This is a genomic window from Chitinophaga dinghuensis, from assembly GCF_003259435.1.
Classification (GTDB): domain Bacteria; phylum Bacteroidota; class Bacteroidia; order Chitinophagales; family Chitinophagaceae; genus Chitinophaga; species Chitinophaga dinghuensis.
In genome coordinates this window covers 1,084,045-1,096,630 of record NZ_QLMA01000001.1, presented here as the reverse complement: position 1 = coordinate 1,096,630, position 12,586 = coordinate 1,084,045, and the positions used below count along the sequence as shown (strand labels likewise).

Sequence of the window (12,586 nt, the reverse complement as noted above, 5' to 3'; positions counted from 1 at the left end):
TCAATGAAAGCGTGACTATATTAACGTTTTCTTTAATAATTATTTACAAAGTATCCAGAATCTCTTGTAGCTCCATATCTGATTTCACCAGTACTTCTCTGGCTTTACTACCCATGTTCGGGCCCACAATACCAGCCGCTTCCAGCTGATCCATGAGTCGCCCTGCCCGGTTGTACCCCAGTTTCATCCTGCGTTGCAGTAGCGAGGTAGAACCCTGCTGGGTTTGAACAATCACCTGAGCGGCCTCTTCAAATAACGGGTCTCTGTCTGCCAGACTGAATTCCCTTCCTTCGGTATCTTTATCATCTACATATTCCGGCAGCAGGAAGGCATCTGGATACCCTTTCTGGTTCCCGATGAATTCCGCCACGCTCTCCACTTCCGGCGTATCCACAAAGGCACATTGCAGCCTCACCAGCTCTCCGTTGAATGACACCAGCATATCCCCCTGACCAATCAGCTGTTCCGCCCCACCTATATCCAGGATGGTACGGGAGTCGATTTTGGAAGATACCTTAAAGGCGATACGTGCCGGGAAGTTCGCTTTGATCGTACCCGTGATAATGTTTACAGACGGACGTTGCGTTGCAATGATCAGGTGAATACCTACCGCACGGGCCAGCTGTGCCAGTCGCGCTATCGGCATTTCCACCTCTTTACCCGCCGTCATGATCAGGTCCGCAAACTCATCCACTACTAGCACAATAAACGGCAGATAACGATGACCTTTCTGCGGATTCAACCGACGTTGTGTAAACTTGCTGTTATACTCTTTGATATTACGGGTACCCGCTTCCTTCAACAGGTCGTACCGCAAATCCATTTCTATACATAACGCATTGAGCGTATGTATAACCTTCTTTGTATCAGTAATAATAGCATCATCCTCACCTGGTAATTTGGCTAAGAAGTGCTTCTCAATTAACTTATAAAGGGATAATTCCACTTTTTTCGGGTCCACCAGTACAAATTTCAGCTGGGATGGATGCTTTTTATAGAGCAGCGATACCAGCAATGTATTGATACCCACCGACTTACCCTGACCCGTAGCACCTGCCATCAGCAAGTGTGGCATTTTTGCCAGATCCGCGATAAAGTTCTCATTATCAATCTTTTTACCTATTGCAATTGGCAGGTCCATGGTGCTGTTCTGGAACTTCTCTGAAGCAAGCAGGTTTTTCAGAGAAACGATGGACTTCTTCACATTCGGCACTTCAATACCAATGGTTCCTTTTCCAGGAATAGGCGCGATGATACGGATACCCAAAGCAGAAAGGCTCAAGGCGATATCATCTTCCAGATTTTTGATACGGGAGATACGTACGCCTGCGGCCGGAACAATCTCATAGAGCGTCACGGTAGGCCCTACTGTAGCCGAAATTTTCTGAATAGAAATATCATAGTTCTTCAGCGTATCGATGATCTGGTTTTTGTTTTTCTCCAGCTCACCGGTGTCCTGTACGATCACTTTATCCGCACTGTGGTTGGCTAGTAAATCCAGTCCCGGATATTTATAGTTACTGAGATCCAGTGCCGGATCAAAAGGATCTACGGACACGGCTGTATGCACAGGCGTTACTTCTTCTTCCTCCTCATCATTGTAAGTCGGCTTGATTTCGAAGGCAACTTCCGGTGCATTATTCTTTTTCCTGGCAACAGGTTCCTGGTTGATTTCCAGTTCCTGTGGTTTTTCCAGCTTATCATCTATATAGAGCATGGGCCCTGCGGCTTCCAGCTCTTCATCTGTATAATCTTCTTCATCTTCCTCTTCAATGACTGGCGCCATTATTTCCGGTTCCGGCATTGCCAGTGGTACGGTATGCGGTATGTGTGCCGGGATTACGGTGATGTCTTCTTTTTCCACCAGGTGCATAGCGGGTAGTTCTTCTTCCTCTTCGGGGTCTCCTGGCGGAATGACCATTACGCCTCCATCCTCTTTCAGCCCATTTCCTTTAGCGGCAGCAATCGGCGATTGTTGTACTTTTTCTGGTACAGCGGCTGGAGGTACAACTGGCGCAGCAGTAGCTGTAGCCGCAGCCATTGGTACAGGTGCAGGTTTAGGCGGTTTCGGTTTTCTTTCCGGCCATTTGAAATCGAAATTGAACTTCCATATCAGCCATGCCAGTCCTGTTACCAACAGGAACAGTGCAGTACCTGTTTTACCAACGAAGCCTGTTCCCCATTTGTTGAGGGCATTTCCAACTGCTCCTCCCCAGGGGAATTCGGCGCCGAAAGAAAGGAAAGACATCGTCATGCTGATGAACAGCAGGCCGAAGAGAATATATTTAACGTTGCGCCAAACCCTGAATACACGGCGGCCCACAATAAAATTGACGCCTAACAGGAAAAAGAAATAGCAAAACAAATAAGAGGCTACTCCAAATCCTTTGTAGAAGAAACCATGTGAAACATAAGCTCCCAGCCTTCCCAGGAGGTTATCCACTTTCACATCTCCAAAGAATAATTCTTTTGTCGAGTATCGGTTAACTTTATCGAAATCTTCTTCCCACGAAAAAATATAGGAAGTGAAGGCAATGAAACAGTACAGGGAGAGTAATAGAAAGAACACACCCATTACTTTATGGGTACGCTCATCTTTGACCAGCTCTTTCACTTTCACCTCAGGCTCCTTATCTTTCTTCAATACTTCCGGGTTCGGGGCTGGTGCAGCTTTGGCTTTTTTACTTTCTGGTTTTTCGGTTTTCAGTTTATTCTTGGACATAATTTCTCTATAAATTGGGACTACCTGCCTGACGGTATCAACTGCAATACCCAATGGGTAATAAATTCAGGCACCAATGGGTCGATGGTTTGCTCCAGCTCCACATACTCATCTTCTGTGCAGGTTTTGCATTGCTGAAACAAATGATTTAGTCCTGCGAATTTACGGACAGTTACCATGTTATTTCCATTCTCTAACAAACCTTGTTCCAGCGCTTTCAGATTACTATCTGCATTGACCGTCAGATCGTTGTTTCCGTTAATTGCCATGAATGCGCATTTGATGCGTTTCAAGTTGGTGACAGGTTGATAACGTAATATAGACAACATTTCCGGACTTATGTTATCAGCTTGCGCAAATTGTTCTTTCGTTACGCCTTGTTTATAATCCTTTGGTAACGTTTCGTATGCCTGTTCCAGTACTTTTGCTGCATTGGCTTTAGCCTGTTCGTATGGCACATTGGCGGCCCATGCATCCCAGTAAGGTTTTGTTTGTTTGAGATGATCTTTGATCTCGGCATCAGACTGACCATATGCTCTACCTACAGCAATCATTTTCTGATCGATGTATTCTCTGCCGCTAACGCCCATTCCACCCATGGAAATCAGAAAAGAGATAGTAGGATTATCTGCTGCTACTATCTGCGCAGCGATGGAACCTTCTCCAAAGCCCAGTAATCCGATATTATGTTTGTCTACTTCTTTTCTTCCTTTGAGGTAACGTACTGCTGCAGCCGCATCACGGGCGTACCCCTCGATATCTGTAGTATCCGCGTCTCCCCCTGATCCTCCTATGCCTCTGTCGTCATAACGAAGCGTAGCGATACCATGTTTGGCGAAATAATCAGCCATCACCAGAAACATTTTATGACGGGCAATTTCATTATCCCGGTTTTGCTGGCCAGCGCCGGAAATCATAACGATCACCGGACAATCGCCCATAGCGCCAGCAGGCAATGTCAAAGTTCCTGCCAATCTTACGCTGTCGTGTTCATTCAGGAAAGTCAGCTCCTCTGTGTGATAAGGAAAAGGAGGTTTGGGTTCCTGAGGTCTTTCATACAGCTCCTCGGCTTTAATCTCTTTATGAGTTAACGTTACATTCTCTTTAATATTTCCCCAGATGAGTCGGCCATTGATATTATTGGCTTCTGGCTGTGCTTTTCCTACAAAAACGAGATCGTAGGCTTTCAGTTGCAGAAAGAGGATACCATCTTTCAAACTGGCGCTATCAAAAGTTCTGGATTGTTGGGATTTATCCGGGAAAGCGATGGTACCGCTAAGGGCACTTGCCTTTTGGGTGAGGTTAATCGTGAATCTAAGTTTTTCCTGGTTCGTTTTCAGGATACCGTACCAGTTACCGGATACATTACCGGCTGTTTGCGCAACAGCTGAAAGTCCTCCACAGAGGCAAGTTATCAGCGCCCATACATATTTCCGCATCGTGAATATACTTAAATAAAAAAATGCTTTGTGCGAATTAGCTGCACAAAGCATTTTCGAAATTTTTTACGCTTTGATTTTTAATATGGAGAGCAGCAGCAGTACCCAGCCGACGATAAAGAAGACGCCGCCTATGGGAGTGATGATGCCCAGTTTGGAAAGGCCTACTGTTTCGGTGGCCTTCAGCATTGTGAGCAGATATAATGATCCGGAGAAGAGGAAGATGCCGATTATAAAGCATCTGCCGGCCCATAACATCTGGGAACCCGGAGCATAGGCAAACAGGATTCCTGTTGCCAGTAAAGCAAAAACATGATAAAACTGATAGGTAACGCCTGTCTGAAAAGTACTTACCGTTTCAGGAGGAACCAGCTCTTTCAGCTTATGTGCGCCAAATGCGCCCAAAACTACTGCCAGCGCCCCTAAAGCGGCTGCCCAAACTAAAAAACTCTTATGCATGATCTATATTTTTTGTAAATGTATCCAGGGTAATATGATCCGAGGAGATGATGTGCCTGGACTGTTCGTAGAACTGGCGTCTTTCGGCCAGTTTCATTTCTACGTAATCGTTCAGGTCTTCATCCTCCAGGTCCTGAATCAGTGGGCGCTTCGACTTTTTCCGGGTCAGGCGTTCCACCATGGCAGCAACAGACGGATTTATCCAAACGGTAGTTCCTTTTTCGTTCATGAAGTCCATGTTATCCTGGAAGCAGGGAGTACCTCCTCCGCAGGAGATCAGGAAGCTATCCTGCCTGGAGAGTTCACGGAGCAGCATACTTTCCTTTTCCCGGAAGTAATCTTCTCCCTTGGTAGCGAAGATATCACTGATAGCCATTTCTTCTGCCTCCACGATCACTTCATCCAGATCATAGTAAGGTACCTGCCAGTGTTCTGCAAGTTGTTTACCCCAATAGGATTTGCCGGCTCCCATAAAACCGAGTAAAAATATCTTCATAGATAACGAAACTATTAAAAATTAGTTTGAAGGTCAGTGTCTTATCCTACAGGATGCGTCCAGGCAAGGCACAGGTCATCTTCCAATATATATTGCAAATATAATCGCGTATTTGTATCCGGCTTCACAAAATCGGCCTGAATAAATCCTGCCGGCATAAAAGGAAATGGTTCCAACTGCATATTTTCTCTGAAATCCACGCTACCAAGGCCATACCACTTGAACATGGCCTCTTTGGCGCTCCAGCAGACTGTCTGATGCTTTAGCATATTTACCGGATCGATGAAGGCCTGTTCTACAGGCGATAAGAACTTATGCGCTACCTTTCCGATTTTCGGCTGAACGCCTTCAATATCTATGCCTACAGCGGATTTACGGCTAACGATCGCCGCAGCATAATCGCCGCAATGGGAAATTGAAAAATGATAGCTTCCACACTGCAACATCGGTTTACGGGTATCTCCAACGATGACCTCATGCATCGGGAAATCCGGAAAAAGGGTCACCAGTAGCAAACGTCCTGCATAGTGTTGCAGCCGCTTGTGCGGGTGATGAATATCTCTGCTAATCGTTATTTTGCTCCGGAAATAATCTTCTTGTTCACTAATTTTCCACAACCCCAGTCTGGTGTCCGGATCAATTTGTATGGTACGTATTAATGGCATATCTTGCCAAATTAATAGAAAAAGGGTGAATAAAAGCGCATTTCCGGCACATATTAGCTTTTCTTTAACCGCTTTTTCCTACCAATCCAAATTACTAACAGCTAAAGCAAACTACCTAAGCACATGATTTTGTCTGACAAGCGCATACTGGAGGAAATCGAAAAAGGCACCATCGTGATATCTCCATACGACAGGAAATATCTTGGTACCAACTCCTATGACGTACACCTGGGCAAGTATCTGGCCACCTATCGGGATCGCATATTGGATGCACGCCAGCATAACGAGATTGAACATTTTGAGATTCCGGAAGAAGGATATGTGCTGCAACCAGGTACCTTATACCTGGGCGTTACACTGGAATATACGGAAACCCACGCCCATGTGCCTTTCCTGGAAGGAAAGTCCAGCACAGGCCGTTTGGGCATCGATATTCATGCCACCGCTGGTAAAGGAGACGTAGGCTTCTGCAATACCTGGACACTGGAAATTTCCTGTGCACAACCTGTTCGCGTATACGCCGGTATGCCTATCGGACAGCTGATTTACTTTGTGGTAGAAGGAGATGTGGAAACATTCTATAACAAAAAAGGCAACGCAAAATATAACGGCCGCACCATCAGACCAGTGGAAAGTATGATGTGGAAAAACGAATTCTAACGCGCGAGTTTGTTTCACGCGGATTAGCGCGAGTTTGTTTCACGCAAAGCAGCAAAGGGGCAAAGCAGCAAAGGAACTAGAGCGAATGTTTGTTTCACGCAGAGCAGCAAAGGGGCAAAGCAGCAAAGGAACTAGAGCGAATGTTTGTTTCACGCAGAGCAGCAAAGAGGCAAAGCAGCAAAGGAATTAGAGCGAGTGTTTGTTTCACGCAGAGCAGCATAAGCAGCAATGCAGCAAAGGAACTAGAGCGAATGTTTGATATTTTTTATAAAGAAGGCTATCCATTGGATAGCCTTCTTTATACATATATTTTAATGTATTAAAACAACAAAACATAATTCTTTGCTGCTTTGCCCCTTTGCTGCTTTGCGTGAAAAAAGCGCCGCAGGCGCTATCATTAGCGAGACACGATATACTCCACTTGATGCGCTTCCGTTAAGGAAGGGACTTCCAGTTTGCGTATCAGCTGATGCAGGGCCTTTTCCGGGACCGCATATTCCCTTTGTTTATTCTGGGCAAACAACACCGCTGCTGGCACTTCTACGTATACGATTTTGACCTCCGCCTGATAAGTCATACATAAACTGACCAACTGTTCCCGCATTTGGCGGGTGACATTGGTAGCATTCCATACAAAATCATTTCCCTGACGCAGGAAAATCTTCGCCTGCTCTTTGGCCTCCTGGATGACCTTTCCGTTCCCACTTTTATCTGTAGGGGCAATGCCATGTTTACGGCGGATTTCATCCGGCGATACCATCGGGAGATCCTTACAATACCGCTTCACATAAGTATCCTTGCCAGATCCTGGGAGTCCGCTCATGATTACGACTTTACTTCCATGCTCCGGATAAGGAACATAGTCTGGGTCAACATTCGTCTTCATAATATAATTCATCTTCGCCTGCGCAGTAGCAAACTTCCTTGGTACACCCCAGCAACGCTGTTCTTTTGCCAATGCTTCGAAGCAATCAATGCGGTAAAGCAGATCTGCCGTATCCGTACAAGTACGTCCCAGCGCGTCTGCGCGTGCCAGGATGGAGAGAAGTTGCGTGTCCACATCAAAACTTGCGCTGATCAAGGCTTTTACGGGATCAGGCTTATCGAATACCCATAATGGCAGCCCATGATAGCGTACTAGTTTCACGATCTGTTCCCTGATGAAAAAAGGGGTAGGTATTTCTTCATACAGGATATTACGGGTGGTCATTTCCCCTCTGCGGGCATGGCCGGGTGAGGTGATATGACCATCCGGCAATATTTCTGTAGTGCTGTATTTCTCCACATCATGCAACAACGCGGCCGCCCACAGCAATTCCTGCTGCTGCGGTTCCTGCTGCTGATAGGAAGACAATTGCTCGAGGGCCGCCAGCACCATGCGGGTATGAATGGCTACATTCCCTTCTGCATGATGATGCGGGTCCTGTGGAACGCCTTCCATTCTGCTCACCCAATACCAGGTGTCGTGCAGATGTTGCCATGATTTATCTTTATCTATAGTCCACATAATTTCCATTTTCGTGATTCAGTTTCGCACGTCGCCATTGCCTGGTCCAGTGTTCATCTGTTTTTACATGCCCTTTGCGGACATATTTAAATACATTATTTGCGAATTCACTCACCGGATATGCGGCGGTGTTTCTGGTAACGATACCTTCCATTGTAACAGGAGAACCGTCGGCTGCATCATGCGGATCGAAAGTGCCAGGGCCTGTCACCAGTTCCAGGGTATCTTTCTCGAATTGCTCTCGTGTAGCCGGCGGCGTGAGTATCTTTAGTTCCGGTACTACCGGCAAATCCAGCATGGCAGCATAAAACCGGGTTTCTTCCCAGCTCAGCCATCTGTCTTGCTCCCTTATTCCGAAAACATAAAAATGCTGATCCAGGTTGCGGTATTCGATAGAATGCACCGCATAGAGGTTCTCCAGGAAGATTTCCATATCTCCCAGATCATTCTTCACAGATTCCCAGAAACGGCGAATAGAGGCTGTCCAAGGGGACGTAGTAGGCGCTGCATGCGAGCGCGCGAACACCCCATACCTGGAGAGGCAGTTATTTTCGCCATCCAGTTTTTCGGTATGCACCAGTTGAGGAATCATTTTTAACTGATCCCAGTAGTTATATTGAATACGGTCATCGCTGGTAGTTCCCGGTGAAAACGGGTAATGCCAGGTACGGCCATACTTTCTTGAAATTGCCATGTTGCGGGGTTTTAGTCAACAATAAAATCACAGGCCGATCCGGAGCTGGAACGGCTAAGGGCTTGATTAATATGCCTGTGATATTACATGGCTCAAAGTTTTGCAGTTTTTATGTTAATTGCGATGCAAAGCTAAGAAAAAAATACCATCCTTGTAAATCTGACCGCTATTCCCCTATCAAAATAGTATCTTACGTTTTCTTACAACCAACTAAACCCACATGAAAAAACTAATACTATGTGCCGCCACTGTGGCAGCATTTTCGGCCTGCCATCAAGGTGGCGGCAGCAGCAGCGGTACAGACAGTACCCTCAACATTGCCTTCGGTAATTATTCCCAACATTTCATTGATGACCTCTGGAAAGAAAACCCAGGCTGGGCTACAGAAGTAGGCTTCCACAAATATGACAGCGTACTCATTGTGCCAGACAGCGCTGCCAATGCCGCCAGTCTCGCCTTCAGTGCCCGTCATCTGGACTCGTTGAAAGCTTATAGTCTGGATAAACTGACAGACGCTAATAAAATCGATTATCAATTAATTGAAAACTACCTTAAATCGAATGTTTGGGGTATCAATGAATTGAAATCCAATCAGTGGGACCCTTCCAGTTTCAATGTCAGCAATACTTTCGCTACCATATTAAATGAAAACTACGCGCCATTGGAAACAAGGCTGCGTAGCTTCTATGCAAGATTACGTAATGTGCCGGCCTACTACGCAGCAGCCAAAGCACAGATCAGCAACCCAGTTCCTGAGTTACAGCAACTGGCTATTGATCAGAACAATGGCGGCGCACCTGTATTGGAAAAGGATTTTGTAGACTCGCTCAACAAAACCAATATTCCCGCTGAAGAGAAAAAAGAAATGATTGCTCGCGCCAAAACAGCAGCTGCAGCAATGCACGATTACGCTACCTGGCTCGGCGCACTGAAACCTGCGAATCCACGCAGTTTCAGACTTGGCAAAGCATTGTATGAGCAGAAATTCAACTACCAGATACAATCTGCTTTCTCAGCCCAGCAAATATTTGATTCTGCTGTTGCCCGCAAACAATTTGTTCATAAAGAAATGACCCGCATCAGCCGGGAATTATGGCCCAAATATTTTGGTACCACTCCCCTGCCAACAGATTCTCTGGAATTGATTGGTCGTATGATAGATACGCTGAGCGTGCGTCATGTGAAGCCGGAAGAATTCCAGGCGGCCATTGAAAAACAGATTCCTGAACTGGTGAAATTCATCAAAGAAAAAGATCTGTTATACCTGGACCCAACTAAACCATTGGTTGTACGTAAAGAACCTGCTTACATGGCAGGCGTCGCTGGTGCTTCCATCAGCGCTCCTGGCCCATATGATAAAGGTGGCAATACTTACTACAATGTAGGTAGCTTACAAGGATGGCCTGCTGATAAAGCAGAAAGCTATCTGCGCGAATACAATCACTATATCATGCAGATCCTGGATATTCATGAAGCTATTCCTGGCCACTATACACAGTTAGTGTATTCAAATCAATCGCCTAGTCTGATTAAATCTCTCATGGGCAATGGCGCTATGATTGAAGGATGGGCGGTTTACACTGAGCAGATGATGCTGGAAAATGGCTACGGCAACAATGAACCTGAAATGTGGTTGATGTGGTATAAATGGAACCTTCGTACGGTTTGTAATACTATTCTGGATTATAGTGTTCATGTGAATAACATGAGTAAGGAAGACGCGCTGCACTTGCTGACGAAAGAGGCTTTCCAGCAACAGGCTGAGGCGGAAGGTAAATGGCGCAGAGTGAGTGTTACGAGTGTACAGTTAACTTCTTATTTCACGGGGTATAAGGAAATTATTGACCTGCGGGAAGCTTATAAGAAGAAGATGGGGAAAGACTATCAGCTGAAGGCTTTTAATGAGAAGTTCTTGAGTTATGGTAGTGCGCCGGTGAAGTATATTAGTCAGTTGATGCTGAAATAATTATTAATTTTTTAAAAGAGGGGAGTTCAGTTGAAACATGCGGTTTCAACTGAACTCCCCTCTTTTTTAGTCGTTTCCGGAAGAAATTGATAGTTGTTTGTTCCGTATTGAATATAGTTATAGTCTTATCAATCCGGAAGGTGATAATAATTTTTAACGGCTTCGTAATTGTTATAGTCTATAGGCGCTGCTGCACGGGCATTTGGATTGCCTCCGATGATAACATATTTGAAATCGAAACTGGGTACAGTCACTGTAGAGATGTTAGGAATCGGACTTGTAGGTGCATGGTCTGTTGGTAAGAACATATAGTATACTCTTAGTTTTCCTATATCATAAGTGTAGCTTACATTAATGAGATAACCCGTCACGAAGCTGGAGATCTGCCATGGTACAGGCGCCCATACAGCTGGATTTGCACCAAATGAGGATGGTTGTTTTATGTATAACAACACGGTTCCTTTATTAAAGATATCTGTTGTGATGTCTGCCAGCGTTACTGTAGCCATTTTAGCGGTGATGGCTGTACCTGCACCAGGAGAGGGTTGATAGGACCAGTAATCGAGTACATATTGTGCATTGGTCAATGTAAAATTACCACTGCTTACATTGGCATTTCCCTGGGCGCCAGTCGGGCCTGCAGGTCCCTGAGCCCCTTGTGGGCCAACAGGCCCGGTTTTGCTGCATGCTGCTAAAATGAGTAATGCGCCTAACATACAGATTAGGTGAATGATCTTAAACATGGGGATACTTTTATTTTGGTTTTACTTAATGCGGATCTAAAGAAAAAATGCTCAGTACTTACGGGGTATGTCTAATCACTGCATATAGTTACAGAATATAAATATACTGGCTTTAAGAAGGAGGATGGGGGTGCAGATGATAAATGGCAGCGAATATTTCTTATCTGGTACAGAAGAGAATATTAGTGGAGCTAACTTGCTATTTTGGGGCGCAGATGCACTTATAAAAAGTGTTCCCGCCTTGCAGCGGGAACCATATCTTTTACTTATTGAATTTTCTTTTTTGCAGCAGCTCTATGATATAGGCTAATTTCTTAGGATCATTTACGTAGGGCGACAAGTCAAAGAGTTCCACTTTTCTGAATGCTACAGGGTGACTTTCAGACTGCAGCGAAATAGAACCTTCTGTCAGCAGCTTACCATCTGTTTTTACAGCAGGATCAAAGTTAGAAACGTTGCCACCACCAATTTGCGGCTGATTATATACTAATACAGTATCCTGGCCGGCAATATGTTTGATGACGGAATCGCGCAGTACCAATGCTTCTACGTGTACCCACTGATCACCATGATAAGTTTTGGAGGTAGAAGAAATACAATGATCCTTGATGAGTTTTGTATTCATTACTACATTGGTGCCTGGCGTACATAGGTTAGCGTTAGTACGCGCGTCTTTCCCATTACCGCCTAATAATTGCTCTTCCAGCGAAATAGGAAAATCCTGGTTCTTTCCCATGGTAGCAGCCGGTTGTCCGTGCAACATAACGCCGCTGTTACGATAAGCCCAGCCTGGGCCCCCTTTCACCTGCTCGCCCGTGAAACGATATTCCACTACAATCAGGTATGCAGAGAAATTCTTCTTATAAAAAATGTGACCATACTTTTCATCAAACTGCTGATACTGGTCGTAATTCACGGTGAGGAGTCCGTCTTTCACGCGGAAGGTATTTCCAAAATTATCGTTGAGATCATAACCTGTGATTTTGATATCCCAGTCTTTCAAATCCTTTCCGTTGAACATCTTCACCCATTTACTTGGCGCAATTTCTTTCTGTGCCTGGGTTACAAGGGTACTGAATAATAATAACGTGGTTAATATGCTTTTCATTTGTTCATAGTTTATGCTGCGGAAGATATAAAAATAATTGCTGCCGGATTGTGTAATATTTTTCGCAGCGTGACATTAGTTCCACATAAAAAGAAATAAATCACATATCTAAACCAATACTTATCAA

General features: G+C 45.1%; 11 protein-coding genes. 2 read left to right on the top strand and 9 right to left on the bottom strand.

The features are described from left to right. Positions 1-43 precede the first annotated feature (43 nt). The 5 genes from CLV59_RS04480 to CLV59_RS04460 all read right to left on the bottom strand — a co-directional run bounded on the left by CLV59_RS04480 (position 44) and on the right by CLV59_RS04460 (position 5,781). Positions 44-2,722: an FtsK/SpoIIIE family DNA translocase gene (locus tag CLV59_RS04480; protein WP_111590790.1), complete on the bottom strand. Its 2,679-nt coding sequence runs from the start codon at positions 2,720-2,722 to the stop codon at positions 44-46. 20 nt (positions 2,723-2,742) lie between these two features. Beyond that, positions 2,743-4,161: an alpha/beta hydrolase family protein gene (locus CLV59_RS04475; protein WP_170137643.1), complete on the bottom strand. Its 1,419-nt coding sequence runs from the start codon at positions 4,159-4,161 to the stop codon at positions 2,743-2,745. A gap of 66 nt (positions 4,162-4,227) precedes the next feature. After that, positions 4,228-4,620: a DUF423 domain-containing protein gene (locus tag CLV59_RS04470; RefSeq protein ID WP_111590788.1), complete on the bottom strand. Its 393-nt coding sequence runs from the start codon at positions 4,618-4,620 to the stop codon at positions 4,228-4,230. Continuing rightward, positions 4,613-5,116: a shikimate kinase gene (locus CLV59_RS04465; protein ID WP_111590787.1), complete on the bottom strand. Its 504-nt coding sequence runs from the start codon at positions 5,114-5,116 to the stop codon at positions 4,613-4,615. The genes CLV59_RS04470 and CLV59_RS04465 overlap by 8 nt, the downstream gene beginning before the upstream one ends. 41 nt (positions 5,117-5,157) lie before the next feature. Then, the gene (locus CLV59_RS04460) at positions 5,158-5,781 is read right to left on the bottom strand and encodes a 4'-phosphopantetheinyl transferase family protein (RefSeq protein ID WP_111590786.1); all 624 of its coding nucleotides are present in this window, start codon (positions 5,779-5,781) and stop codon (positions 5,158-5,160) included. A 123-nt stretch (positions 5,782-5,904) separates the two neighbouring features. Here CLV59_RS04460 and dcd point away from each other — a divergent pair, with 123 nt between their 5' ends. Beyond that, positions 5,905-6,441, top strand: coding sequence for a dCTP deaminase (gene dcd, locus CLV59_RS04455; RefSeq protein WP_111590785.1), 537 nt, complete (start codon positions 5,905-5,907; stop codon positions 6,439-6,441). Positions 6,442-6,838: 397 nt separating this feature from the next. Here the strand turns inward: dcd and CLV59_RS04450 are convergent, their stop codons facing one another. Next, positions 6,839-7,948: an AAA family ATPase gene (locus CLV59_RS04450; RefSeq protein ID WP_111590784.1), complete on the bottom strand. Its 1,110-nt coding sequence runs from the start codon at positions 7,946-7,948 to the stop codon at positions 6,839-6,841. Beyond that, positions 7,932-8,642, bottom strand: a complete 711-nt coding sequence (locus CLV59_RS04445; protein WP_111590783.1) for an RNA ligase family protein — start codon at positions 8,640-8,642, stop codon at positions 7,932-7,934. Before CLV59_RS04445 ends, CLV59_RS04450 begins: the two co-directional genes overlap by 17 nt. Before the next feature lie 220 nt (positions 8,643-8,862). Here CLV59_RS04445 and CLV59_RS04440 point away from each other — a divergent pair, with 220 nt between their 5' ends. Then, complete coding sequence (locus CLV59_RS04440) at positions 8,863-10,608, top strand: DUF885 domain-containing protein (protein ID WP_111590782.1); 1,746 nt, start codon at positions 8,863-8,865, stop codon at positions 10,606-10,608. A 128-nt stretch (positions 10,609-10,736) separates the two neighbouring features. Here CLV59_RS04440 and CLV59_RS04435 read toward each other — a convergent pair whose 3' ends face one another. Both CLV59_RS04435 and CLV59_RS04430 read right to left on the bottom strand, forming a co-directional pair. Then, positions 10,737-11,351, bottom strand: a complete 615-nt coding sequence (locus tag CLV59_RS04435; protein ID WP_111590781.1) for a hypothetical protein — start codon at positions 11,349-11,351, stop codon at positions 10,737-10,739. 262 nt (positions 11,352-11,613) lie between these two features. Beyond that, positions 11,614-12,459 carry a 3-keto-disaccharide hydrolase gene (locus CLV59_RS04430; protein WP_111590780.1) on the bottom strand — a complete coding sequence of 282 codons (846 nt, stop codon included), beginning with the start codon at positions 12,457-12,459 and terminating at the stop codon, positions 11,614-11,616. Positions 12,460-12,586: the final 127 nt, after the last annotated feature.

What these genes read in the sequence shown, in the direction of transcription:
- CLV59_RS04440 (WP_111590782.1), top strand. Translation starts at nt 8,863, where the DNA reads ATGAAAAAACTAATACTATGTGCCGCCACTGTGGCAGCATTTTCGGCC.
- CLV59_RS04450 (WP_111590784.1), bottom strand. Translation starts at nt 7,948, where the DNA reads ATGTGGACTATAGATAAAGATAAATCATGGCAACATCTGCACGACACC.
- CLV59_RS04470 (WP_111590788.1), bottom strand. Translation starts at nt 4,620, where the DNA reads ATGCATAAGAGTTTTTTAGTTTGGGCAGCCGCTTTAGGGGCGCTGGCA.
- CLV59_RS04445 (WP_111590783.1), bottom strand. Translation starts at nt 8,642, where the DNA reads ATGGCAATTTCAAGAAAGTATGGCCGTACCTGGCATTACCCGTTTTCA.
- CLV59_RS04430 (WP_111590780.1), bottom strand. Translation starts at nt 12,459, where the DNA reads ATGAAAAGCATATTAACCACGTTATTATTATTCAGTACCCTTGTAACC.
- CLV59_RS04480 (WP_111590790.1), bottom strand. Translation starts at nt 2,722, where the DNA reads ATGTCCAAGAATAAACTGAAAACCGAAAAACCAGAAAGTAAAAAAGCC.
- CLV59_RS04475 (WP_170137643.1), bottom strand. Translation starts at nt 4,161, where the DNA reads ATGCGGAAATATGTATGGGCGCTGATAACTTGCCTCTGTGGAGGACTT.
- CLV59_RS04465 (WP_111590787.1), bottom strand. Translation starts at nt 5,116, where the DNA reads ATGAAGATATTTTTACTCGGTTTTATGGGAGCCGGCAAATCCTATTGG.
- CLV59_RS04460 (WP_111590786.1), bottom strand. Translation starts at nt 5,781, where the DNA reads ATGCCATTAATACGTACCATACAAATTGATCCGGACACCAGACTGGGG.
- dcd (WP_111590785.1), top strand. Translation starts at nt 5,905, where the DNA reads ATGATTTTGTCTGACAAGCGCATACTGGAGGAAATCGAAAAAGGCACC.
- CLV59_RS04435 (WP_111590781.1), bottom strand. Translation starts at nt 11,351, where the DNA reads ATGTTTAAGATCATTCACCTAATCTGTATGTTAGGCGCATTACTCATT.